Source organism: Prosthecobacter algae (assembly GCF_039542385.1).
Lineage (GTDB): Bacteria > Verrucomicrobiota > Verrucomicrobiia > Verrucomicrobiales > Verrucomicrobiaceae > Prosthecobacter > Prosthecobacter algae.
In genome coordinates this window covers 71502-96648 of the sequence record NZ_BAABIA010000008.1, presented here as the reverse complement: position 1 = coordinate 96648, position 25147 = coordinate 71502, and the positions used below count along the sequence as shown (strand labels likewise).

At 59.8% G+C, this 25147-nt stretch carries 19 protein-coding genes and 1 other RNA gene; 17 read left to right on the top strand and 3 right to left on the bottom strand.

Annotated features, from left to right (window positions below):
- Positions 1 to 182: 182 nt before the first annotated feature.
- Positions 183 to 1409 (bottom strand): 3-keto-alpha-glucoside-1,2-lyase-like domain-containing protein, encoded by a 1227-nt coding sequence (locus ABEB25_RS18355; RefSeq protein ID WP_345737887.1) that lies wholly within the window; start codon positions 1407 to 1409, stop codon positions 183 to 185.
- A gap of 147 nt (positions 1410 to 1556) precedes the next feature.
- Here ABEB25_RS18355 and ABEB25_RS18350 point away from each other — a divergent pair, with 147 nt between their 5' ends.
- The 10 genes from ABEB25_RS18350 (at position 1557) to ABEB25_RS18305 (ending at position 13713) form a co-directional block, all read left to right on the top strand.
- On the top strand, positions 1557 to 3023 hold the full coding sequence (locus ABEB25_RS18350) for a DUF1501 domain-containing protein (protein ID WP_345737886.1): 1467 nt from the start codon (positions 1557 to 1559) through the stop codon (positions 3021 to 3023).
- Positions 3024 to 3109: 86 nt separating this feature from the next.
- A complete protein-coding gene (locus tag ABEB25_RS18345; protein WP_345737885.1) occupies positions 3110 to 4093 on the top strand; it encodes an ABC transporter substrate-binding protein in 984 nt (327 codons plus the stop codon).
- Positions 4090 to 5868, top strand: a complete 1779-nt coding sequence (locus ABEB25_RS18340; RefSeq protein WP_345737883.1) for a PAS domain-containing sensor histidine kinase — start codon at positions 4090 to 4092, stop codon at positions 5866 to 5868. The genes ABEB25_RS18345 and ABEB25_RS18340 overlap by 4 nt, the downstream gene beginning before the upstream one ends.
- Positions 5865 to 6548, top strand: a complete 684-nt coding sequence (locus ABEB25_RS18335) for a response regulator transcription factor (protein WP_345737882.1) — start codon at positions 5865 to 5867, stop codon at positions 6546 to 6548. The genes ABEB25_RS18340 and ABEB25_RS18335 overlap by 4 nt, the downstream gene beginning before the upstream one ends.
- Before the next feature lie 76 nt (positions 6549 to 6624).
- Positions 6625 to 7061: RNase P RNA component class A (gene rnpB, locus ABEB25_RS18330), an RNA gene on the top strand.
- Positions 7062 to 7149: 88 nt separating this feature from the next.
- Complete coding sequence (locus tag ABEB25_RS18325) at positions 7150 to 9534, top strand: heavy metal translocating P-type ATPase (protein WP_345737881.1); 2385 nt, start codon at positions 7150 to 7152, stop codon at positions 9532 to 9534.
- Between the two features lie 94 nt (positions 9535 to 9628).
- Positions 9629 to 10531 carry a universal stress protein gene (locus tag ABEB25_RS18320; RefSeq protein ID WP_345737880.1) on the top strand — a complete coding sequence of 301 codons (903 nt, stop codon included), beginning with the start codon at positions 9629 to 9631 and terminating at the stop codon, positions 10529 to 10531.
- A gap of 8 nt (positions 10532 to 10539) precedes the next feature.
- Positions 10540 to 12102, top strand: coding sequence for a PAS domain-containing sensor histidine kinase (locus tag ABEB25_RS18315; protein ID WP_345737879.1), 1563 nt, complete (start codon positions 10540 to 10542; stop codon positions 12100 to 12102).
- Entirely contained in the window at positions 12099 to 12743 is a 645-nt protein-coding gene (locus tag ABEB25_RS18310) for a response regulator (RefSeq protein WP_345737878.1), read from the top strand. The genes ABEB25_RS18315 and ABEB25_RS18310 overlap by 4 nt, the downstream gene beginning before the upstream one ends.
- A gap of 148 nt (positions 12744 to 12891) precedes the next feature.
- Positions 12892 to 13713: a helix-turn-helix domain-containing protein gene (locus ABEB25_RS18305; protein ID WP_345737877.1), complete on the top strand. Its 822-nt coding sequence runs from the start codon at positions 12892 to 12894 to the stop codon at positions 13711 to 13713.
- 155 nt (positions 13714 to 13868) lie between these two features.
- On the opposite strand, the gene ABEB25_RS18300 is transcribed toward ABEB25_RS18305, so the two are convergent.
- Positions 13869 to 14144 (bottom strand): HU family DNA-binding protein, encoded by a 276-nt coding sequence (locus ABEB25_RS18300; RefSeq protein ID WP_184209506.1) that lies wholly within the window; start codon positions 14142 to 14144, stop codon positions 13869 to 13871.
- 139 nt (positions 14145 to 14283) lie between these two features.
- Here ABEB25_RS18300 and ABEB25_RS18295 point away from each other — a divergent pair, with 139 nt between their 5' ends.
- The 3 genes from ABEB25_RS18295 to ABEB25_RS18285 all read left to right on the top strand — a co-directional run bounded on the left by ABEB25_RS18295 (position 14284) and on the right by ABEB25_RS18285 (position 19672).
- Positions 14284 to 14826: a gamma carbonic anhydrase family protein gene (locus ABEB25_RS18295; RefSeq protein ID WP_345737876.1), complete on the top strand. Its 543-nt coding sequence runs from the start codon at positions 14284 to 14286 to the stop codon at positions 14824 to 14826.
- Positions 14827 to 14943: 117 nt separating this feature from the next.
- The gene (locus tag ABEB25_RS18290; protein WP_345737875.1) at positions 14944 to 17610 is read left to right on the top strand and encodes an FtsK/SpoIIIE family DNA translocase; all 2667 of its coding nucleotides are present in this window, start codon (positions 14944 to 14946) and stop codon (positions 17608 to 17610) included.
- A gap of 148 nt (positions 17611 to 17758) precedes the next feature.
- A complete protein-coding gene (locus ABEB25_RS18285) occupies positions 17759 to 19672 on the top strand; it encodes a hypothetical protein (protein WP_345737874.1) in 1914 nt (637 codons plus the stop codon).
- A gap of 422 nt (positions 19673 to 20094) precedes the next feature.
- On the opposite strand, the gene ABEB25_RS18280 is transcribed toward ABEB25_RS18285, so the two are convergent.
- Complete coding sequence (locus ABEB25_RS18280) at positions 20095 to 22146, bottom strand: DEAD/DEAH box helicase (RefSeq protein ID WP_345737873.1); 2052 nt, start codon at positions 22144 to 22146, stop codon at positions 20095 to 20097.
- Between the two features lie 366 nt (positions 22147 to 22512).
- Between ABEB25_RS18280 and ABEB25_RS18275 the strand changes: the two genes are divergently transcribed.
- From ABEB25_RS18275 to rpmB, 4 genes are all read left to right on the top strand, one after another.
- A complete protein-coding gene (locus ABEB25_RS18275) occupies positions 22513 to 22896 on the top strand; it encodes a hypothetical protein (protein ID WP_345737872.1) in 384 nt (127 codons plus the stop codon).
- Between the two features lie 61 nt (positions 22897 to 22957).
- The gene (locus ABEB25_RS18270; protein ID WP_345737871.1) at positions 22958 to 24199 is read left to right on the top strand and encodes a TolB-like translocation protein; all 1242 of its coding nucleotides are present in this window, start codon (positions 22958 to 22960) and stop codon (positions 24197 to 24199) included.
- A gap of 116 nt (positions 24200 to 24315) precedes the next feature.
- A complete protein-coding gene (gene ndk / locus ABEB25_RS18265) occupies positions 24316 to 24741 on the top strand; it encodes a nucleoside-diphosphate kinase (RefSeq protein WP_345737870.1) in 426 nt (141 codons plus the stop codon).
- 92 nt (positions 24742 to 24833) lie between these two features.
- Positions 24834 to 25097, top strand: coding sequence for a 50S ribosomal protein L28 (gene rpmB, locus ABEB25_RS18260; protein ID WP_345737869.1), 264 nt, complete (start codon positions 24834 to 24836; stop codon positions 25095 to 25097).
- The last annotated feature ends 50 nt before the right edge of the window (positions 25098 to 25147 follow it).

The window sequence follows — 25147 nt, the reverse complement described above, 5'->3', positions numbered from 1 at the left end:
CGCCATGTAATCCCAACGGGCTTTGGGATCAGAGATGGTGACAAAGCGGTGCCGTGATGGGGGGGCTTTGAAGTAGTCTGGCAGCACGGCGAGGGGGGCATTCGGTAACCACTAGTGCGATGGTCGGCGCACCCAATCGAATCGCTCTAGGCCGTCACTTATCTGGAGAAATCCCCGTCACGCTACGGAGCCTTTTCCGATGCCGTCAATTCCCGCACAAAGACATTGGCGTAGCTGGTGGCTTTGCCGAAGTCGGCGAGGCCGAGGCTGCCTTCTGCGTCCATGTCCACAGTGGCTTCGAAGGTCTGGGGGTTGGCTTCTTGGGCCTCGGTGATGAGGACTTTGGCTGTGTTGCCTTTGAGTGTGGCTTTGATGCGGTACCACTGGCCGGCTTTGACCTTGTCGGCCCCGAGGACGATGGGGGCCTGGCCTTGGCCAAACTGGACCAGAGGCTTTTCACTGCCGCGCACGCAAAGGCCAGCGACTGGCTGCGTGAGGTCGGCCCCTTTCGGGAGGTTTACATCAACGATGACTTCGCAGTCGCCGTACTCCTGCTCGGTCCGGAGGGCTGGGCCGATGGGGCCAGCGCCCAGTTTGATCTGCCAATCGGCAGTGGTCCACTTGGCAGAAGCCGCCGCAGGGACTTTCCAGCCGCGGAAATCCACACCAGTGTAGAGGGCCTTCCAACCCTGGTCCAGCGGAGCGGTCATTTCTGGGGTAGCATTGGTGGAAGGGAGTTCTTTGATGCGGACGTTGCGGAATTCCACCGGAGCCCCTTCGGATTCCAGGGCGAGGTAACCTTTGCGATAGTTGCAGTTATCCCCACCGCTGACGACTTTGCCATTCACGGCCAGGGTGAGGCGACCGTTGTTGGCCTCGATGCGGTAGTGGTTCCACTCGGGGTTTGGTTTGCTGCGCTCCTCGCTGGGAAAGCTGCGTTTGCCGTTGCTCTCGCCATGCGGGTCCATGGTGGCACCGTGGATGGGGAAGACATCGCCATGGGTGGTGAACCACTTGGGCTTTTTAGGGTCGGCTTTTTTCATGTAGCCGTGATCCAGGACCTGGACCTCGATGCCGCGAAGGAAAGGCACACCGGGTGCGCTGATGGGGGTGCCCCAGACAAAGATGCCGGAGTTCCCTGCCTCGCTGAGGTGCCGCCACTCGGCCTCAAGGATGAAGTTTTCATACTGCTTTTCCGTGCGCAGCGCGCCCGTGGGCAGGCCGGTGCAGGCGATGACGCCGTCCTTGATGCTCCAGGTCTCCGGGGCGCAGTTGGCATTCACCCAGCCTTTGAGATCATCGGCATTGAACATGGGGACAAAACCCTGCTCCTCCGGCTGCGGACTGGCAGCGAGGGCCAGAAGGGGCAATGCGGCGAGAGCGAGAATGGAATGGCGGCGCAGAAACATGAGGGGGCATTACGGAAGGTAGGGGCTGCTTCCTTCGCCAAACCTTCTGCATGAGACAAATCAGGCCAAAGCATGAGGATGCTGCTCTGTGGATGGTTTTTCTCCCTCCGTGGATATTCTGGGAAGGCTCCCTTCGTATTAGAAGCCATGGATCCGCTCCTCGACTATCACCTTACGCAGACACGCCGCCAGTTTTTCGGCCAGGTGGGGCTGCGTGCCGGTAGCATTGCGCTGGCTTCCATGCTGGGGCGGGATTTTGCCTCGGCGGCCCCTGCGGAGGGGATGATCCACCCGCCCATGCCGGGCCTGCCGCACTTTGCGCCCAAGGCGAAGCGGCTGATCTACCTGCACATGAATGGGGCACCCTCGCAGTTGGACCTGTGGGATTACAAACCGGGATTGAAGGATTATTTCGACAAAGATCTACCCGAGAGCGTGCGCAATGGCCAGCGCATCACCACCATGACCAGTGGCCAGTCCCGGCTGGCCGTGGCCCCCTCCATGTTCAAATTTCAGCAGCATGGTAAGAGCGGCACTTGGGTGAGTGAACTGCTGCCGCACACGGCAAAGATCGTGGATGAAATGGCGCTGGTGAAGACGGTGAATACGACGGCCATCAACCATGATCCGGCCTGTACTTTTGTCATGACGGGCAATGAGGTGCCGGGCAAGGCGAGCATCGGCTCCTGGCTGGCGTATGGTCTGGGCAGCGAGAGCAATGACCTGCCGGCCTTTGTCGTTTTCACACCGAGCTTCCCACCAGAAAGCGCGGCTCAGGCGCTGTTCACTCGCATGTGGAGCAGTGGCTTTTTGCCCACCAAATATACAGGGGTGGCATTGCGCGGGCAGGGGGATCCTGTGCTGTTTGTGAAGAATCCACCGGGGGTGAATCCAGGGGATCGCCGCACGATGCTGAATGCGCTGAATCAGCTCAATGAGATCAATCACGCCCGCGTGGGCGATCCCGAGATTCAGACCCGCATCGCCCAATACGAGATGGCTTTCCGCATGCAGTCCAGCGTGCCAGAGCTGACGGATCTGAGCAAGGAGAGCAAGGCGACCCTTGAGATGTATGGGGAAGATGTGAACCGCGCAGGCAGCTTCACCCACAGCGCCATCATGGCCCGGCGTCTGATTGAGCGGGGCACCCGCGTGGTGCAGATCCTGCATCGGGGCTGGGACCAGCACAATGGCCTGCCCAAACATCTGCGCAACCAGGTCAAAGATACCGATCAGGCCTGTGCCGCCTTGGTGATGGACCTGAAACAGCGTGGGCTGCTCAATGACACACTTGTGGTTTGGGGGGGCGAGTTCGGCCGCACGGTTTACTCCCAGGGTGCCCTCACCCAGGATAACTATGGTCGCGACCACCATCCTCGTAACTTCTGCATGTGGATGGCGGGCGGCGGGGTGAAGGCTGGGTCTGTGTGGGGAGAGACCGATGACTTCAGCTACAACATCGTCAAAGATCCAGTCCACATCAATGACCTGAACGCGACCATTCTGCATCTCATGGGCATTGACCACAGCCGGTTTAGCTTCAAATTCCAAGGTCTGGACCAAAGGCTGACCGGGGTGGAGGAACATCACGTGGTCAAAGGGATCCTGGCGTGAGCTTTAGACCTTAATAAAGGTATAGCTTATTGACCCTCAAGGGGGCTCTGTGATTAGGCTATGGTGCATCGCCAACCGCCTGCATTATGAGCCAACGTCCTTTCCTATCCTTTGGCACCATTGCCATCATGGTCTTGGTCGCGGTTCTTTGGGGGGCCGCCCTACAGGTGCCAGTTCCACCGCAGGAGGAGCCCTTGCGGGTCGCCGTTGGCATGTGGGCCGGCGCCGAGCCGTGGGTGCTGGCGAGGGAGGCCGGGGAACTCGATTCCCGCCAAGTCAATTTGGTGGAGATGAACTGGACCTCGGCTGCCATGCGCGCGGTGGGGAACCGGGTGGTGGATGCCGCCGTGCTTTCTTTGGATGAGGTCATCCGCCAGATTCATCAGGGTTACCCGCTGCGGATTGTGATGGTGACGGACATTTCACGGGGCGCGGATCTGCTGATGACCAAGGGAAACATCAGCAACATCGCCGCGCTGAAAGGCTGCCGTATTGGTTATGAGCCTCGGACCTCCGGTGCCTGGCTACTGAGCAAAGCCCTGCAAAATGCCAATCTCAAATTGTCCGATGTTCAGCAGGTGCCGCTGAATCCTGCGGAGGTAGAGGAAATTTTCCAGGAACTCGCGCTGGATGGGGTAGTACTGGCGGAACCCTGGCGCCAGAGGCTGAGCAGCCTGAATCTAAACAAAGTCTATGATTCCTCCCTCTCCGGGGCCTCCATTGTGCGGGTGCTAGCCGTCCACCCTGATGCCCTGGTGGAACATCGGGAGGCCTTGATCTCACTCATGCAGGCGCACTTTCGGTGGATGCCCCGGCTTTTTCAGGGTGGCGAAAAGCTGAATCCGGTGCTTCGGCGTGAAGGCGTGTCTGGCGAAGTGTTTCAGCAGATTTTGAAAAACGTCGAAAGTGTGGACCGGGCCCAGAACCGTCGTTTGTTAGGCCGTGAGGAGCCCTGGTTGGGCGAGCTTTTTGTGGAGTTGCAAAAGGGACTGGTGGAGGACTCCCAAGCGGCTCTCCGTCTGCAACCAAGCGAGGTTTTTGACCCCAGCCTGTTGGAGGAACTGCCATGAAGCACCTGCTGCGCTCCCTCCAGTTCAAAATTTCCGTGTCCCTGTTTGTGGTGGGGGGCATCCTCATTGGTATCAGTGCCCTGCGGTTGAATGAGCGCTCCAAGCAGAGCCGGCGTATTGCGATGAAAAGCCTGGCCTTTGCCGAGGGATCCCGCCTCTCAGGCATGTCTCAGCACTTGCTGCGTCGGAAGGTCTCCCGTGCGGCAGATTTGGAACTCAGCTACAGCTCCACTAACAAAGATCTGCGCTTGGGCTTGATCGTGGACGGAGAAAACATTGTGCGCCATGCCACCATGCAGCAGATGCGTGGGCTGACATTGGCTGAAACCCCGCTGGCAGGTGTGGGGCCGCTGTTGGAGTTGGTCCGCGAATCCATGGAAGGCCGGGTCTTGGAAAGCGTTCCGGACAAGCGCTTGGTGGCCATTTTCCCCTTTTGGGAAGGTTTGGCACAAGCCAAAGGAAGCGTCATCCTGGAGTATGATTTGGAAATGCCCCTCGCCTCGGCCTCGGCCTTGGCGCTGCATGCTTTGCTGGCTCAGTCCATGGCCTTGATGGGGGGGTGTCTGGCGCTCTGGCTGCTGTTAAAAAAAGTGGTGACGGAGCGGGTGGAGACTCTCGTCAGCCAGGTGCAGGGAATGTCGCTGGAGACGGAGCCCATGCCCGCCATCCAGGGGCGGGATGAACTGGCCCAGGTCTCCCAGGCTGTCAGGCTGACTCATGACCGCCTGCGCCATTCGGAACAGCGGCTGCACCAGATCGCCGCGACCATGCGCGATGTTTTCTGGCTGGCCCCGGATGACAGCCGCAGCTTTGCCTTCGTGAATGATGCCTACGCCACCGTCTTTTCACGTCGGGCCGCCCGTTTGGTGACTCGCCGTTGGGATTGGCTGCATGCCATTGTGCGGGAGGACCGCCGCCGTTGCCTGGAAATGCTGCGGTCTCTTCGTCGAGGGGGGCCCCGGCTGGAGATCGAGGTACGGGTGGCTTCGCCGGAGGGGCAGCTTCGCTGGGTGCGCTGCCGGGGCTTTGCCGTGCCCGGCTCAGATGGCCAAGAGTGTTCCGTGGCAGGCATCGCCATGGATGTGAGCGAGCGCAAGACGCTGGAGCGCCGGCTTTTGGACACCGCAGAAAATGAGCGCCGCCGCATCGGCATGGACCTGCATGACGATCTCTGCCAGCGCCTAGCCGCCGCGCTGATGAAGACGGGTGTGCTGCAGTCGGCCCTGGCGCGCTCCGGCGGCAGCAGTCAGGAGCCGCTGGCGGCGGAACTGGCCAATGACCTCTCGGAGGCGACTGGCATTGCCCGTGGCTTTGCCCGCGGACTGGCACCGGTGGGCATTGAGGCCCTCGGCATCACCGCGGCTCTTTCTGACCTTGGTGAATTTATCACCCGTGGTTTTAAAATACCCTGCCGGGTGGAATGTTCGGCTACAGACACAGCTCTCACTGGGGAATCCTCCACGCATATTTTCCGCGTGGCCCAGGAGCTGGCGACCAACGCAGCCAAGCATGGCAACCCTTCGTGGATTGAGATCAGCTTTGAAATGACGCCCCAGGAGGCACGATTGCTCGTCACCCATGATGGCCGCCCCTACCGCCCGGTTTCGGCGGCCATCGAGGGGATGGGCATGCACCTGGTGCGACAGCGCCTGGATGCCCTGGGGGCCTCCCTCAGTTTCCACCCGCCAGCCCAAGGAGACGACGCGGTCAACTCCGTCGAGTGTCTCATTCCTCTTTCAGCAAACCCAGAAACCGCCACCGTCGAAATCGCATGAATACCCCCCCCAACCTGCCCCACCGAATCGCCATCGTTGATGATCATACCCTCATGCGTGAGGGGCTGAAAATGTTTGTCGAGAACTTGGAAGACTTCGCCTGCGCGTGGACAGCCCCAGACTCCCAGGAGGCTCTGAAGATGCTTGAAAAAGACGTGCCAGACGTGCTTGTGGTGGACATCACCCTGCCGGGCCGCAACGGGCTGGAGCTCATCAAAGATGTGCGTGTGCTGAATCCAGATCTCCCGGTCCTGGTGGTCTCCATGCATGATGAGACTCTGTATGCCCAGCGTGCGCTGAAAGCGGGTGCCAAAGGCTACATGATGAAGGATGCCCCTCATGGTGCCTTTGAAAAAGCCCTCCGCCGCATTCTCTCCGGTGGCATCGCCCTCAGTGAGCGCATGTCAGAAACCATCCTTCTGGCCTTCTCTTCCGGGGCCAGCCCGGGCCCCGATGGGGCCATTCATCACCTCAGCGACCGTGAGTTCGAGGTCTTTCAGCTCATTGGTGAAGGGCGCAGCACTGGACAGATCGCGGAGATCCTGCGCATCAGCCCCAAAACCGTGGATGTGCACAAGCTGAAGATCCGCCAGAAACTGAAACTCACCGAAGGCACCTCCCTCACCTCCTTTGCCATCCGCTGGGTGGAGATGAGGAAGCTGGGCAAAAAAGCTGAGTAAACGACTTCCCCCTCCGGAGCCCATTCGTCTGGCGACATTCCGCTTGGCGAATGGGCAAGCTGCTTTAAGATGATAGCGGGTCGGCCGGAGTGGTCGCTCGTCGGAGTCGTGAGGCTCGCGGACGAGAGGAAAGTCCGGACACCACAAGGCAGCATGCCGCGCGCAAGCGTCGGAGGTTCTGGGGCAACCCAGGGCAATGGAAAGTGTCACAGAAAACAAACCGCCTTTTGGAGCTTCGGCCCCGAAGGGTAAGGGTGAAAAGGCGGGGTAAGAGCCCACCGCTCCGACAGCAATGAAGGAGGCATGACAAACCCCATGCGGTGCAAGACAGAACAGGAGAAAGGCCCGCCTGGCCGCAAGCCCTCGCAAGAGGGTGGATAACTCCGGGTAATAGTCGCACCTGCTTCGGCAGGGGAAGGTGGACCGCTTGCGGGACATCACCAGATAAATGACCACGCCGGGGGCCGCGAGGCTGAAGGTACAAAATCCGGCTTATGAAGGCCGACCCACTTTTCACCCTTTCCGGGTGGGCGCACAAGGACGGCGGCGTGAAGGACAACTGGAGGGCAGCAACCCCTGCCGTCTGGCCTAGTCTCAGAGGATGTCATCTTCTGTTGTTTGCCAGCACTGTGGCACGCCGGTGCCGGCCAGCCGTAAGGATGGGTTCTGCTGTGCGGGCTGTGTCTATGTTCACAATCTGCTGCACCAGCAGGGGCTGGATCATTTTTATGACCTGAAAGGGGGCCTGTCCCTGCCGCCGGTCTCTCCCCAGGCCCTGCGGGAGCGGGATTATGAATGGCTGGCTGATTTGGCCCGCCTGGAGGCCGCGACATTGCCCACGTCTCCCGGAGAAGTGCGGACGGCACCGGTGGAGCTGCGGCTGGCCATCCAGGGCATGTCCTGCGTGGGCTGTGTCTGGTTGATCGAGCGGATTTTTGTCCGCCATGCGGGCGGGCTGCGGGTCAATGTGGATTTATTGCAGGGGGAGATCCGGCTGATCTATGCCCCGGCCATGTTTGATGCCGTGGCCTTTGCTCGTGACTTGCAGGCTTTTGGATATCTGCTTGGGCCTCCCCATGACGGGGAGGAAACTCGCCAGGTGACAGGCCTAGAGCGGCGGGTGGGCCTCTGTGGCGCCTTTGCCATGAATGCCATGGCCTTTTCGCTGCCTGCCTACTTCGGCATGCCTGCCCAGTTTGCCTTTGCCTCGTGGTTTGACATGATCGCGGCAGTCTCCGCCACTCTGGCGATGTTCGTCGGTGGCAGCTACTTCATGGAGAAAGCCTGGCACAGCCTGCGCATCGGGGCACTGCACATTGATACCCCTATCGCCCTGGGCATCCTCGCTGCCTATCTGGGTTCTTTGGGCGGCTGGATCGCGGGCGTGCCGGGACTGAAGTATTTTGATTTTGTCGCCATCTTCATCTTTTTGATGCTGACAGGTCGCTGGGCCCAGCAGGCGGCGGTGGAACGAAATCGCCGCAAGCTGATGCGCGACACCTCCATTCCCGATCGCGTGACCCTTCTAGATGAGACACGGTCGCGGCCCCTTTCGGCGCTGCAGCCAGGGATGCGTTTTTCCATCAAGGCGGGGCAGTCTGTGCCTGTCGCCTGCAAGCTGCTGAATCCTCAGGCCACGGTGAGTCTAGAGTGGATCAATGGAGAGAGCGAATCCATGCAGCGCACGTCAGGCCAACTCCTGCCATCCGGGGCGCTGAACATAGGTACCCGGAGTCTGGAGGCGGAGGCCTTGGAAAGTTGGAAAGACAGCACCTTGCGGAAATTGCTGGAAGCAAGAAAGCCGGGAGAATTTAGAGACCTGAGGCTGGAGCGGCTTCTGCGTGTGTATCTGGCCGTGGTCGTCCTCCTGGGTATTGGCAGTGCTGGTTGGTGGCTGTGGCAGGGGGCAGGCATGGCCACGGCTTTGCAGATCATGATCTCCATCTTTGTCGTCTCCTGCCCCTGTGCGCTGGGGGTGGCGGTGCCGTTGGCGGAGGATCTGGCCGCCTCACGGGCGGAAAGGCTGGGTGTTTTTGTTCGTTCGCTGGCCTTGTGGAAAAGGCTCATGCGGGTGAGATGCGTCGTCTTTGACAAGACGGGCACGCTTACCCTGGAGAACCCCGTTTTGGAAAATCCGGAGGCGCTCGCTTCTTTAGATGCGAAATCGTTGGCCATGCTGCGCACCTTGGTGACCGGGAATTTGCATCCCGTCAGCCGCAGTCTCTTTGATGCTGTGGGGCCTGGGCAGGCCATGCCAGGCCATGAGGTTCTGGAGGAGATCGGCCAGGGGCTGAGCGTGACCGATGCCGAAGGCCATTCATGGACCCTGGGCCGTGGCCAGGGCGGGGACGCCTGTTTCCATCGGGATGGGGTGATGATGGCGGCTTTCCACTTTCGGGACGCACTGCGGGCTGAATCTGTGGAGGAGGTGCGCAGGCTCCAGCAAAGAGGATTGGGAGTACACATACTCAGCGGTGACAGGGCGGCCAAGGTGGCCCACATTGCCGCGCGGCTGAACCTGCCCCCGGAAAGCTGGCAGGCAGAGATGCGGCCTGAGGACAAAGCTGCCTGGCTGATCGCTAACCAAAAGGATGACACACTCTATGTCGGGGATGGTGCCAATGACAGCCTGGCCTTTGATGCTGCGCTGTGCGCTGGCAGCCCGGTGACGGGGCGCAGTTTTCTGGAGCAGAAGGCCGACTTTTTTTTCCTCGGGCACAGCCTGGGCTTTGTCAGTGGGCTGCTGGAAACGGCGCGAATCCATCGTCGCGCCACCCGGCGTGTCTTTGCCTTTTCGTTGACTTACAATCTTGTCACGGTGGCTGCCGGGATGATGGGGCACCTCAGCCCGCTGGCGGCCGCCATCCTCATGCCGCTGAGTTCTGTGGCCACCCTCAGCTTGGTCGCCTGGACTTTCCGCCGGCCTCGAACAGCAGCGGAAGAGAGGCTGCCGGAGCAGGCCGGGCTGGCCCCCATCCCCGCATGAAGGCACCTTTTGCACAAGGCACGCTCAGAACAAAGCAAACGCCGGAGGGCAATGCGTGGTCAGAGACTTTATGCTCAACCCAACACTGACGACCATGAAACCTTATTCCAAAATCATCGCGGCGATTGATTTCACGCCTTCCTGCCGCAATGCCCTCCGCGAGGCTGTGCGCTTGGCTTCCCTGAACCAGGCCTCCGTCACGGCGGTGCATGTGATGGACGAATTCCTGGTGCATGAACTGAAGCGGGCCCTTTCCACCGATCAGGCCACCATCCGGGCGGACTGGACGGCCCGGATGAAAAAGTTTGTCGATGAGGCCGATCTCGGCAGTGCCCAGGTGGAGATGGAAGTCCGGATCGGCCACCCTTTTGCGGAACTGTCGGAATCCTGTCGCGTCCATGCGGCCGATCTCCTGGTCATGGGGGCCAAAGGCTCGCGCAACGATCCGGGCCGTGTCGGCGTGATCGCTGCCAAATGCGTGCGCAAAGCCCCGCTGGATGTGTTGCTGGTGCGCGAGGATGCCCAGGGGCCTTTCAAGCACTACGTCACCTGCGTGGACTTTTCCCAAAATGCCACCGATGCTGTGCGCATCGCCCTGGCCTTGGCCAGTCAGGATGGGGCCACGCTGGATTGCCTGCACGTTTATCAGTCTGCCCTAGCTATGTCTATGGATTATGGTGGCATGGTGGCCCCCATGCCATTGGGCACCGACTCGCAGGCTGTGGAAAGCTGGCAGCGGGAGCTGACCGAGTATGTGGCGGAGCAGGCTCGCGATTTCCCCGAAGTCAAAACCCGCGCCCTAGTGCTGGAGCGTGTCAACATTCGCGAGGCCATTTTGGACCATGTTAAAGAAACCCATGCCGACATGGTCGTGCTGGGCACACGGGGGAAGACGGGCCTGCGTGAACTGCTCATCGGCACCACGGCTGAAAAGATCGTGGCCAATGCCCCATGCTCCATCCTGGCCGTGAAGCCTGAGGGATTTGCCAACGAATAAACTGAGCCATGAGCCTCCCTCACCCCTCCGTTTCTTCACCCAAAAATCACGGCGGCTGCGGCTGCCAGAGTTCCTGCGGCGGCAAGGGAGGCTGCCTTGACAGACACGATCATGACAAGGAACATGGAGTCGCCGACGACATGATCCCCATCACCGACCCAGCCCTCCTCCAGAGCCTTGTGGACCATGCTGGAATGCTGGTGCTGGGACTCGATACCCAGGGGCGCATCCAATGGATGAGCCGGGGGCTGGAAAAGCTCTCCGGCTATGTCGATGACGAATTGAAAGGGAAAGACTGGGTGGCGAGCCTGATCCCTCTAGAACACCGTGCCGCAGCCTACCTGTTGTGCCGTGGCAACAAGGGCGGTGACCGCAGCCGCAGCCACATCAAACCCCTGATCACCCAGGAGGGGGGGCTTCGCCACGTGGAGTGGTTTCACTCTGACATTCGTAATGATGAGGGACAGGTGACGGGCATCCTCTGCATTGGCCGGGATGTGACGGAGCTGCAGCTCACACGGGAAGCCTTGGTAGCCTCGGAGAAACGCAGCAGCGCCGTTCTGGAAACGGCGGTGAATGCTATCATCACGATGAGCGATTCGCGGCTGATCGAAACGGTGAACAGCGCCACGGAACGTCTTTTTGGTTATTCTAGAGAAGAGATGGTGGGGCAAAATATCAAGATGCTCATGCCCCAGCCCTACCGCGAAAAGCATGATGGCTACGTGCAGAACTATCTGCGGACTGGCGTGAAGAAGATTATCGGCATCGGGCGCGAGGCCGTTGGCCAGCGGAAGGACGGGACGGTTTTCCCCATGGATCTTTCCGTGGGGGAGGCGCTGCTGCCGGACGGACGACGGGTTTTCACCGGCATCATCCGTGACCTCAGTGACCGCAAGCAGTTGGAGGAAAAAATCCTGCAAATCAGTGAGGAGGAGCAGCACCGCATCGGCCAGGACATCCATGACGACCTTTGCCAGCAGCTCGCTGCCATCGGCTGCCTGGCCAAGGTGGCACATCAGCAGCTCCACAAAAGCAGCAGCCCCGCAGCAGAAAATCTTCATGAGATTGTGCGCCTCGTCACCCATGCGAATGTGCAGGCCCGTGAAATGTCGCGCGGCCTCATGCCGGTGGTGCTGGATGCCTCTGGACTGATGGCTGCCCTGGCGGATCTGGCCCAGGGGACCGAGCGCATCTTTCGCGTGGCTTGCCCGTTCCGCTGCGACCTGCCCGTGGAGATTCCCGACAACAAGATGGCCACACAGCTCTTCCGCATTGCCCAGGAGGCCGTGGCCAACGCTATCAAGCACAGTCACGCCGAACGGATCGAAATCACCCTCGCCGAAGAAGATGGCAACGTGCTGCTCAACATCCGTGATAATGGCGTGGGCATTCCGGACAACGTCAGCGGCCGCAGCACCGGCATGGGCTTGCTGACCATGACCCACCGTGCCCGCATGCTGGGCGGCTTGCTGACGGTGGATCTGGATGACGCTGGCGGCACCATCGTGCGATGCAGCGTGCCCGTCTCCGCTATTTCTAAACAATTAGTTAGCGGAGGTCGCCTGTGAAGCGCCTACTCCTCATCGATGATCACCCGATTATGCGCCATGGTCTGGCCCAGCTCATTCGTGCTGAAGACGGGCTGGATGTCTGTGGCGAGGCTGGCAATGCGCGGGATGGCTTGGCTGCGGTAGAAAAATTGAAGCCTGATCTCGTGGTCATTGACCTCACGCTGCCGGATAAAAATGGGCTGGAGCTTCTCAAGGACATCCAGGCTCTCCATCCGGGTACGCTCTGCCTCGTGCTCTCCATGCATGACGAAGCGATGTATGGCGAACGCGCCCTGCGCGCCGGCGCACGCGGATACATCATGAAGGAGGCCGCTGCAGACCACCTCATCACCGCTGCGCGGAAGGTGCTCTCCGGTGGCATCTATGTCAGTGACAGCATGACCAGCCGCATGATGGAGCAGGTGATCGGCCACCGCGCCAAGGCCGCCAGCCTGGAAAGCCTGACCGACCGTGAATTGGAAGTGCTGGAGATGATCGGCCAGGGGGTGGCCACCAAACACATTGCCGAGCGGCTCTGCATCAGCGTCCGCACGGTGGAGGCCCACCGGGCTCACATCAAGGACAAGCTGGCCATCACCGAAGGGGCCGCACTGGTGCGCTACGCCGTGCAATGGGTGGAAGGCCGGACGAAGGTCTGAGCCAGCCGGGTGGTCGCGGGGCTAATGGTTTCCACTACACCGGTATTGCGGTGCTCCCTCACAGCACAGGCCGTAGCCGTCCCCAATAGAGGAGCATAAGGCCGCAGGTTAGCATCAGGACGTCACCTTGAACCACCCGACGAACACGATGCAAACCACCACCTCTCAGGCCAATGGCCGCCAGCGCTTCATCGAAACCCTTTCGGAAAGCGATCTCTTCCAGCAATACCAGCGCGCCTTCCACACGCTTACCGGGCTACCTCTCACCCTGCGGGCCCAGGGCGACATGGAATTTGTCGAGTCCCTGGTGACCCACAAATCCGTTTCTGGCGTGGTGGAGACCCTGGTGCCTGTGCGGGTGGGGAAAAATCCTGTGGCGCTGTTGCAGACGGGCGGCGTGCGGCTGGAGCCGGCCAATGCCAGCACCTTCGCCCCTCTTGCCCATGCCCTTTTGGAGGATGACCGCAGTGCCGACGAAGTCCGCACCGCGCAGGTCCATTTTCAGCAGGTGCCCGTGATGGAGCCTGTGCGTTATGAGGCCGCCCTGTCTCTACTCCGTTCCTTTGCCCTGCAACTGGGGGAGAATGCCCACCGCCTGCTCTTTGCCCATGCCACCCACGAGCCCGAGGCAGTGCGCAATGCCAAGATCTTCATCCATGCCCATCTGGCGGAACCGATGACACTGGATGTGGTGGCCAGTGCGGTGAATGTCAGCCCCTTCCACTTCTGCAAAATCTTCAAGCGCTCCACCGGCCTGACCTTCACCGACTTTGTCAATCGTGCCCGGGTGGAGAAAGCCAAGCGCATGCTGATGAAGCCAGCCGCACGCATCACAGAGGTGGCCTATGACGTCGGCTTCCAGAGCCTCTCGCACTTCAATCGCAGCTTCCGCCGAATCGCCAGCGAATCCCCCACGGAGTTTCGCGGACGCATGAAGGATGGCCACGCTCCCTGCATGGTCACCGCCTGAGTTTAGAAAAGTTGGATGTTGATGAAGCAATAATCGTTAGGCCGCCCTAGATCTAGGGCGGCCTTTATTTCGCCGATGCGCCAGTTTAAAAAGAAACCCCGTGCCTCTCGGGGAGGACACGGGGCTTTAATGATTCGCGAGGAATCAGGCGGGAATTACAGAGAACCCTTCAGAGCGCTGGAAGCCACGAAACGGACGTTTTTGGACGCCTTGATCTTCATGGATTCGCCAGTCTTTGGGTTGCGGCCGGTGCGGGCGGCGCGCTTGGCGACCTTGAAGGTGCCGAAACCGATGAGCTGCACGTTGCCTTCTTTTTTGATGCCCTTGGCCAGTGCTTCCAGCACGGCTTCGAGAGCGTCAGCGGCGGCACGCTTGGAGGTTTCTGCGCCAAGATTCTTCTGCACGAGTTCCAGGAGTTCAGCTTTGTTCATGTTGATGCTGGTATTGGTTGTTGTTCGAGTTGAGGCTGTCCGCGCTTGGTGATAAGCGGAAGTGTCGGCGATTAAGACTCCAAGCGCGCGTTTACGTCAAACATAAAAATCGCTTCAACCCCTGTATTTATGCGGATTCATGAGCCATGACCCATTGAAAAACTTCTTGATTCCTGACACGGAACCTGCCGTCCATGACAGCGCTTTTATTGCTCCGGGGGCCGTTGTCATCGGTGCAGTGGAGCTGGGAGCCGAATCCAGCGTCTGGTACACCAGCGTTCTTCGTGGTGACATCAACCGCATCGTCGTCGGTGCCCAGAGCAATGTGCAGGATGGCAGCGTGCTGCATGTGAGTGATGATCATGCCTGCATCCTTGGGGATCGCGTGACCGTGGGCCACCGGGCCATTGTGCATGCCTGTACAGTCGGCGACGAGGTCTTGGTAGGCATGGGGGCCATCATCCTGGATGGGGCCATCATTGGTGCCCGCAGCATCATCGCTGCCGGTGCCTTGGTAACCAAGGGCAAGGTGATCCCGGAAGGCTCCCTGGTGGTGGGCTCCCCGGCCCGTGTGGTGCGCACCCTCACACCGGAGGAACAGGCGGCGAATGTCCAGCTCGCGCTCAAATACGTGGCCGTTTCCCGGCGTTTTCTGGCTGCTGGGCTGGCCGTGCAGGGCTGATCTGCCCAGGGAAAACCTGGAAATTCGCGTTTCGGCACCTTCGGGATTGAGTTGCCAGTTTATTTTGGTAATGTTGAATGTCTAATTCGCTGAGTTAATTCTCGCTCCCCGATTTCCATGGCTGCCGAACTCGCAAAATCCCGTCCTGCCCGTGCCCGTGTGCAGGAAAAAGAAAGCCCTTGGAACGACGCAGTTGGCATTGCCATGCTTGTGCTCGCTGCCATGTACTTGCTGGCTCTGGTTTCTTATGATCCCATGGATCTGCCCACTTGGTTCTGGCTCAGCGTGACGGACCAGCCCAATTTGGTGGTCAAAAACTTCGTTGGCCGTTTTGGGGCTATGGGGGCAGGGGCCTCCCTGTATCTGGCGGGCATGGCCATCTATCTGCTGCCCTTCAGCATGACCTGGTTTGGCGTGTGTAAGCTGGCTTCGAATGTCAAAGTCACTGGCCGCTCCTGGCTCGGCGTCGCGCTGATGGTCATCACCACGGCGGCCATTTTTGAGGTGCAGGATATTCTGAACCAGCGTGATAACATCACCCCTCTCGGCGGCGGCGGCGGCTTTGGTTACCTCATCGGCGGCAGCATCCTGGCCAATCTTTTGGGCAAGGTGGGTTCCACCGTCGTGCTCGCTGGCATCTATGCAGTGGGCTTTTTCCTCGCCAGCGGCATTCACCCGCTGCAGGCCATCCAGGCCATCCGCGTGGAAATCACCCGGGCTTGGGAGACTTATCAGATCCGCCGTGAAATTGCCGCCCGCGAAGCCGAGATGGGAGACGCGCCTAGCTCTGCTACACCCACGCGGCGGAAGAAGGCCCCGGCGGAGATCAAGGCCGAGACCGCCCCGGTGGGCCCCCTGGTCACCCCTGAACTAGGACTCACCTTTGAGCCGCCGAAGCCGAAGATCATCGATTCTTCCGCTTCGCGCGGCCACACAGAAACCACAGACAAACCCCGCCTTTCCGACGTCTGGGAGAAAAAACGCGCTCAGAAGCTCGAGCAGGCCCCTCACGGAACGCTGGGCAATTTGGCCGTGCGCTTCAAGGACTACAAGCTTCCTGAATTGGACCTGCTGTCTTGGCCGGACGAATCGCTGCATAAGCCGACCGATCCGCGCGAACTCATCGCCATCCAGGACACAATCATCAAAGCCCTGGCCAGCTTTAACGTGAAAGTCGAGGCCGGCGACATCACCCGCGGCCCCGCCATCACACGCTACGAAGTTCGACCTGTGGATGGTCTGCGCGTGGCCCGCATCGCAGCGCTGGATGATGACATTGCCCGTGCCACCTGTGCGGAACGCATCAACATCCTGGCTCCGATTCCAGGCAAGGACACGGTGGGCATCGAGCTGGCCAACCGCGACAAAGTCATCGTGCCGATTCGCGAACTGCTCGAAGACGAAGTGTTCTCCAATGGCAAGGCACGGCTGCCCATTGCCCTGGGCAAGGACGTGTATGGCAAGACCATCATCGGCGACCTCGCGGCCATGCCGCACTTGCTGGTGGCTGGTGCCACGGGATCAGGGAAATCGGTCTGCATCAACGGCATCATCACCAGTCTGCTGTGCCGCTTTGCCCCTGATGAACTGCGGTTCATCATGATCGACCCCAAGGTCGTGGAAATGCAGAATTACGCCAACCTGCCGCACCTCGCCGTGCCGGTGGTGACCGATCCGAAGAAGGCTCTGCTGGCCCTCCGCTGGGTGGTGCGGGAAATGGAAAGCCGCTACCAGATGTTCGCCCAGGAAGGCTGCCGCAACTTCGAAACTTTCAACAACCGCAACCGCAAACGTGCGGCGGCCAACGAGGCGAAAAAAGCAGCGGCTGCCGCCATGGCCGTGCCGGAGCCTGCCCCGGAAGCCCCACCTGCCAAGCCGGTGAAAACCTCGGCCGGGACGGATGATGTACGTGTTTCTGCAGCTTTCGCCAAAGCGGCCGCAGCGGCAGATCATTTGGTGGATGGCACCACGCCCCCCTGGGAAGACCCCGAAGTCGCTGCCGAACTGGAGGCAGATACCGCCCCAGTGGAATTGCCGGTGGATCACAATGGCGAGTGGATCGGCGATTCCCTGCCACCCCCACCACGGGCCCGCAGTCAGGAGTTCATCATCCCCGACACGCTGCCTTACATCGTGGTTATCATTGATGAGCTGGCCGATCTCATGCAGACCGCCCCGGCGGACATCGAAGTCGCGATCGCTCGTATCACCCAGATGGCCCGTGCTGCTGGCATTCATCTCATCGTGGCCACCCAGACACCGCGTGCCGATGTGCTCACGGGCGTCATCAAGGCAAACATCCCTACCCGCATCGCCTTCCAGGTCTCCAGCGCACTGGATAGCCGAGTCATTCTGGACCGCAAAGGGGCTGAAAACCTCGTGGGCAAAGGAGATATGCTTTACGTGCCGCCCGGCGGTGCCCAGCCAATCCGCAGCCAGGGCGCGCTTGTCACCGATGACGAAATCCACGCCGTGGTGGAGCGTTGTGTGGCCCAGGGAAAACCGATTTTTGATGTCAAGGTGGACGATGAAACCGGCGAAATGGGCGGTGATGACGACGATGGTGAGGGCGGCGTGAGCAGCGAAGAAGAGGAGACTCTAGAGAAATGCCTGGAAGTCATCCGCCAGGAAAAGAAAGCCTCCACCAGCCTCTTCCAGCGCCGTCTCAAGCTCGGCTACGGCCGTGCCGCCCGTATGATGGACATCCTCGAAGATCGCGGCATCATCGGTCCTGGCGAAGGGGCCAAGCCGCGTGAGATCCTGGTGGATATGGACATGATTTGAGGGTGCTGACCTGCGGCTGCGACCTGCCAAAAGCACCTGTTTTCCAATTGGGGATTTCAGGTGCCAAAAAAGCCATCCCTCAGGTTTGCGAACAAAGGTGGCGACAATGCCGAAGTTGCGCCATACTACGCACTCTGATTTCCTTGTCATGACTGAACCTGAAGCGACTCCTGAAACACCGACCCCGAAACCCGCTGGGATGGTGGACCTCTCTGACTTACGCATGATGCCCGCCTGGGTCGCTGGCATGAGTGCCCCAAGCAACCTCAGCAAATACGAGGAGCGGGAAGACCGCGGCCCTCGTCGTGAAGGTGGGCCAGACCGCCGCAGTGGGGACCGCCGTGGCGGCCCCCCGCCGCGCCGTGATGGTGGCGGCTTTGGCGGCGCTCCTGGCGGTGGCCAGGGCCGGGGCGAGTTTCGTCCCCGCCGTGACGGCCCTCCAGGCCAGGGTGGTGGCCCACGCCGCGATGACCGTGGTGGTCCTCGTCGTTTTGGCGACCGCGATCGCGGTCCAGAACGCCCGCAGCGCGAATGGGTCGAGATTCCGAAGGACATCAAAGTCATCATCGAGCCCGAAGACAAGTCGGCCGAGGCCCTAGCCAATCACATCCGCTCCAGCGGTCATGCTTTCAGCATGTTTGATGCAGCGCGTCTCGTCCTTGCCGAGGGCGAACGTTTCCACGCCCGCTTCAGTTGCGCCCCAGAGCGTGCCGGCGGCCTGTTTGTCACCTCTGCCGATGGTGCTTTGTTTTTGACCCGTGAGGAGGCCCTGAGCCACATCCTGCGTAGCAGTGCCATCGAGTCTTATTATAAGGCCGAAGAAATCGAACTCGAAGAGCCGAAAGGCGAATTCAAAAGCATGGGCGTCTGTGGGATGACCGGGGAACTCCTCGGCCCGCCAAGCCATCACAGCTACCAGGCGACTCTGCTGCGCCTGCACCGCGAACGTTTCGGCAACATGCCGCTGGAAGAGTACAAACGCCGTGTCCGCACGGAGGTGAATGCCGACCTCGTCGCCAAATGGAAGGAACAGCAACGCAAAGGCCAGCGCTGGGTCTATGTGAAGGATCAGCCCGAAGGCGCGGAGCCGGTGACTTTCAGCAGCCGTGCTGAGATGGAAGCCCACTTCCGTCGCACGCATGGTGAGGACGCCGTCATCGAAGGCCGTGAAGTGGTGATTCCTGGCAGCCAGGAAAAGTCCAAACTCACGCACATCCTTGGCATCATGCTCCGCAATGCGGTGGAAGGTGCCCGCAAGCACCTCTTCGAAATGTCCCAGAAACTTGGCGGTGGCTTCGAGCGTCGTGGGTTGAAGCTTTTCAAGCGCCGTGCGGGCAAGCTCTTTGTCTGCCGTGTGAAACCCCGTGCGATTGATCCAGGCGTGGTCTTCTCCGAGCGAGTGGCCAAAATTGTGGAAGTGCTCAAAACCACTCCAGGGATGCCTTTGGCTAAGTTGGTGGAGACCATCGTGCCTAGCACAGAGCCCGTCGTTGAAGGCGAGGCCAAACCTCAGCTTACCGACGATCAAATTTCGGTTCTCAAAGACCTGCGCTGGCTGACCAACGAAGGTTACGTCATCGAATACAGCGACGGCATAGTCTTCCTGGGTGTTCAGGGCGAGCCTAATCCGGCTAAGGAAGAGAAGAAGGGCAAAGAAGCGGCCAAAGCCGTGGAAGCTGGTGAGGAAGATTCTGCCGGGGCTGCTGAAGCCGCCACCGCCACGGATGAGACTCCTTCTGAGGTCGCCTCGGAGGACGTTCCCGTGTCTGAAGAAGTTTCTCACATCGGCTCACTCGAAGGCGTCAGCCTAGAGGCTCAGGAAGAGCTCAACGAATCTTCCCCAGGTCCATCCTCGGATGATCTGACGGCGGACGCCGTGCAGGCCGAACTGGATGTTGTCGAAGGTGCTGAAGGCCCTGAGGCCGCCGAAGCTGAAGCCGAACTGAACAAGACCGCCGCTCCGGTGATCGAACCTGAGGAAGACGTCCTTGAAGATGAACCGGTGGCCCCTGAGCTGCCGACGACCATCATTGAGCCTGAGGCTGAGAAGAAGGCCGAATAGCTTCAATGTCACTTTGGGCCAGAGCGCGGGAATCCCCCGTGTCTCTGGCCTTTTTGTTGACCTGAAGGCTTCGTGAAAAGGGCGTTCGAGTGAAGTGTCGCCTTTTCATTGGGCGGTAACTTACCCGAGAAAGAATGCCGTGCCCGTCCGGTGAGGCATGACAGCTCAGGAGGGAACTGACGCAGATCGGCTTTGCCAATGAACAGATCGCGAGTGTTTCAGGATGGCCTATGGATGCAGGCATCACACGCATTGATACCCCCGGATTGAATCTGTGTCGCTCTGCGTGACCGCAAGTGCCCAGGTTCGCTGGTATAATTTACCCGTCTAACAAAAAGCCCGTCCATGAAGACATGGACGGGCTTGAAGTAAGTTTTCAGGGTGTCATGAAACGGATGCAGGCATCTGTTTCATGTGCGCAATCAGTCTTCCCAACGGCGGCCTTTGAAGCCACCGCCAGGGCCGCCCTGTGGTTTGCCACCGAATTTGCCGCCACCACCACCACCGCCGCCGTAAGGCTTGCGGAAGCCGCCTGGCTTCGCACCGCCACCGTAGCTCGGCTTGCTGCCGAAACCACGCGGGCCGAAGGTGCTGCGCTGCCCGCCACCACCGTCCTGACGGTCGGCGAGGTTCATGCGGACGTCGCGGCCACGGTAGTTGGTGCCGGTGACCGTGGTCATGACGGTTTCAACGTGGTCTTCAGGAACTTCCACATAGGCGCACTTCTCGAAGATTTCGATCGTGCCGAGAGTGCCGCTAGGAATCTTGGCCGTGTTGTAGATCATGCCGGCGATGTCGCCTGGGCGGGCATTGTCCATGCCGCCGATGTTGACGAAAAGGCGCACCATGCCGGAGCGGGGGCCTTTTTGTACAAAGGAACGAGAACGCATCGGCGCAGGGCCGAAATCGTCGCGAGGTTCCTGGTAGGAAGGAGCGGGCGCATCCGGACGGCGAGGGCCTTCGTCACGGGCAGGTTCGTCGGCAGCGCGCGGGGCGGCTGGCACGTACTCGGCGCGGGGGGCGGCTTCGGCACGCGGGGCATCAGCCGGGCGGGGCACAGGTGGGAAATCGCCAGCGGCTGCGGTGCGGCCTGTGACGGCGGACTGCTGGCTAGGGACGAAGTCACGCTGGGGCTGCTGCGGACGCGAATTGGCACGGTCTTCGATGATCTGCTCGCCCTCGCGGGAGAATTCCTTCATCCAAAGGTCCAGAACGGCGCTGGTGACATCGGTCGGGTCAAAACCGGCGTCCAGGAGGCGCTGTACCGTGTGCTCATGCTTGGCGTAGTTGCCAGCTTCCAGGGTCGCCTTCAGTTTTTCGAAGCTCTGGTCCACACGGGTGGCTTCCAGCTCTTCCTGGGAAGGCACTTTGGTGCGGGTGACCTTGGCATTCGTGAAGCGCTGGATGCGCTGCATGAGGTAAATTTCACGGCCAGCCACGAGGCTGACGGCGGTGCCTTTGCGACCGGCACGGCCCGTACGGCCGATGCGGTGTACGTAGTCTTCCGTGTCATACGGAAGCTCGAAGTTCACGATCAGGTCAATGTCGTTCACGTCCAGACCACGTGCGGCCACGTCCGTGGCGACGAGGACCTCAATGTTTCCACTGCGGAAATTGCGCATCACGCGTTCACGCATGACCTGGTTAAGGTCACCATGCAGGCGGTCGGCGGCATAACCACGGGCGGTGAGGGCGTCCACGGTGTCATCCACAGCCTTCTTCGTGTTGGCGAAAACGATGGTGAGACGTGGGGAGTCCATGTCCAGCACGCGGCAGAGCACTTCCGTCTTGCTGCGGCCCTGCACTTCATAGTAGCGCTGCTCGATGGTCGGCACCGTCATCGCTTTTTGTTCGATGGTGATGGTGGCCGGGTTGTTCGTGTACCGGTCGATCAGGCGGCGGATGCGCGGATCAAAGGTGGCGGAGAAGAAAATCGTCTGGCGCTCTTTCGGCACGGCCTGCATCAGGCGCTCGATTTCATCGGCAAAGCCCATGTCGAGCATTTCGTCGGCTTCATCAAAGACGAGGGTCTTCAGGTTGTCCAGGCGGAGGGTGCCGCGGTCCACGAAGTCCAGAATACGGCCGGGGGTGCCGACGACGATCTGCGATCCCATCTGCAGGGCGCGGATCTGGCGGTCATAGGAAGAGCCGCCGTAAATGGGAGTAGCACGGACACCGTCTTTGAAAGAGGCGACCTTGTGGATTTCTGCACAGACCTGCATGGCCAGCTCACGTGTCGGGCACATGATGAGCACCTGAGTGTCACGGCTGCTGGCATCAATGCGGTCCACGGCAGGCAGGCCGAAGGCGAGGGTCTTGCCGGAGCCGGTCTGGCTCTGGCCGACGACGTCACGACCGGTGAGGGCCACGGGAATGGCCTGGGCCTGGATGGGGGAGGGTTGTTCGAAGCCCTGGGCCTCGATAGCTTTCATTAGCTCGGGCGAAAGGCCGAGATCTGCGAATGTCTTTTCCATGTATGTTACGTACCGGCAGGTAGGCTTCCGTGAGCGGGCAACCTGTCGCAGTAAGGGCGTCTCTGTGAGAGGAGACGGGATCACCACCAGATCCTGGCGGGCTACATGTCAAACTTCGGCCCCAAGTGGGGAAGCGGTTAAAAACCGGTTCGCAGGATTCCATGAATCGTGGAAAACGCAAGCAGTGTTTGTTAGCGGGGCAGGGCAGGGACTTTGCGGAGGAATAGAGTCTTGTTTTGGAACTCAGTCCCGATATGCATTGAAGAACATTCCGTAGCCATGTCATTTGCTCCTCGCAGGTCCTCTCCTTTTTCATCTTTAGCAGGACTCTTGATGGCTGCGGGGGTCTTGCTGGCAAGTTGCGCGATGATCCTGCCAGATCTCATCAAGGTCGCTACGTTTTGGCGACGTGGGATTGAAAAAACGGCCTTTGTGACCCGCTTGGATGAGTATGTTGAGCCCCGTAGGAAAGCACACGCCGTTTACCGCTACACGCTGGAGATTGAGGGCAAACATTACACGCGGAACTTTTCGACAGGGCTGCCGGAACACCAGTACATCTCTATTCTGGTGATGCTTGATCGCCCCTATGATTTTCTCCTCGGCAGTCGGCAAAGCAGCTTTTGGAAGGTGTGCCAGAGCAATGGCATTAGCCCCTTTGCTCCAGTCTGGCTGGTCTTCGCCCTGACCATTTTCCTGCGGGCACTTATGGACTGGCTTCGTCTTCGCAAAAAGCGCGGAGCAAACTAGGCAGGAGTGAAGAGTCTTTCAGTTCGACAATCCTGCGCAGTCTCGTTTTACTCCTCTAATCATGACCAGCCGCCGTCACTTTTTCCAAACCTCTGTCACCGCCCTTTTTGCTTCTCGCCTCGGCTTGTCCACCCAGGCGGCAGATAGTATCAAGGTCCGCCAGATCACCCGAGGGCCGAAGCATCATTGGTTCGCTTATTATGACAAGGACCAGTTCAGCCCAGACAACCGCTATGTCTTGAGCAATGAGGTGGACTTTGAGCACCGCTCCCCGACAGCGGAAGATGTGATCAAGGTGGGCATGGTGGACCTGAAGGAAGGCGACAAATGGATCGAACTTGGCGAATCCCGTGCCTGGAACTGGCAGCAGGGCTGCATGCTGCAGTGGGTGCCAGGAGAGGAAAGCACCGTCATGTGGAATGACCGGGTGGAGGGCCAGTTCGTCTGCCACCTGCTGGATGTGAAGACACAGAAAAAGCGCACGCTTCCTAACCCCGTGTACAACCTCAGCCCGGATGGCAAATGGGGCATTGCGCCGGATTTCCGCCGGCTGAATGACACTCGGCCCGGCTATGGTTACGCGGGAGTTCCAGACCCTAACAAGGATGTCCTGGTCCCGGAAGACGCCGGCATTTGGAAGATCAACATGGAAACGGGAGAGCAAAAGCTCATTATCACCTTCGCCCAGGCGGCGGCTATCCCCTACGAGGGAGGCTTCAGCCCGAATGCGAAGCATTGGTTCAATCATCTGTTATTCTCGCCGGATGGCAGCCGCTTCATTTTCCTGCACCGCTGGAAGGGGGATGGGGACAAGACTTTCAATACCCGCCTCTTCACCGCCAAGGCCGATGGTACCGACCTTTACGTGCTGGATCCTCTGGGTAAGACCTCCCACTTCGTTTGGCGGGATCCGCAGCACGTCTTTGCCTGGGCCTACCACCCCAGCCACGGGGATCGCTTTTACCTCTACAAGGACAAAACCCGGGAGGTGGAAGTGGTGGGTAAGGACAAAATGCCCCGCAACGGCCACAACACCTACGTCCCACACACGAACAATGAGTGGGTGCTGAATGACTGCTATCCGGACAAGGAGCGCATGCAGACGCCCTACCTTTATCACATCCCGACCGACAGCCGTGTGGATCTGGGCCACTTTTACAGCCCGGCCTTTTACACCGGCGAGTGGCGTTGCGATACCCACCCTCGCAGCAGTCGGGATGGGCGCTTGGTCTGCATTGACTCCCCACACAACAAGGGGCGCCAGATGTATCTGATCGAGATTCACGACATTGTGGGGACCTGAGGAAAGCGGGGCGAGACGGGGCGCGCTGCTGTTGATCGAGGAGCTGTTTTTGCTTCTCGCTTGACTCCACGGCACATGGACAGCACCTTTCGCGCCCTTTTTCCAACCCCCACCCTATGGCTCAAGAAACATCCCTCCTCCTGCTGAAGCCCGACTGCGTCGCCCAAGGTCTTAACGGCGAAGTCCTCAAGCGTCTGGAGGCCGAAGGCTTCCGAGTGCGCGGCATTAAAATGATCCAGCTCACCGATGAGTTGCTGAAGGACCACTACTCCCACATCGCCGACAAGCCCTTCTTCCCTGAAGTCGCCAACTTCATGAAGAGCAAGCCTGTGATCGCCGTGGCCTTGGGTGGAGAAAATGTCATCTCCCACGTCCGCGACCTCCTGGGCCCAACGGATTCGAAAGCCGCACCGAAAGGCACCATCCGTGGTGACTTCGGCAGCGACAAAATGACCAACGTCGTTCACGCCTCCGATTCTCCCGAAGCAGCCGCAGTCGAGCTGAAGCGGTTCTTCAAGGACGGCGAAATCTTCAATTATTAACCCCCCTCGGCGCAAAAATATGTTTCTGAGGTTGACGCAACCGCGTCCTCAGCTACTATCGCGCCCCAATTTTTTTTTCAAGGAGCACTCACATGGCTAAAGTCTGTCAAATCACCGGAGCTGGCGTCACCCGCGGCCACCACATTCATCGCAGCGGTAAAGCTAAGAAGGAAGGTGGTATCGGTAAGCACATCACCAAACGTGTGAAGCGTGTGATCTACCCGAACCTTCGCCACAAGCGCATCTTCGTCCCTGAGCTCAATACCTGGGTCAATGTGAAGCTGACAGCCCGTGCGCTGAAGACGATGGACAAGAACGGTGCTTTCAAGACTCTGAAAGAAGCTGGTCTGATCTAATTTTCATTGTTGATGGTGTTTTTGAGGGCAGGTCCGCAGGGCCTGCCCTT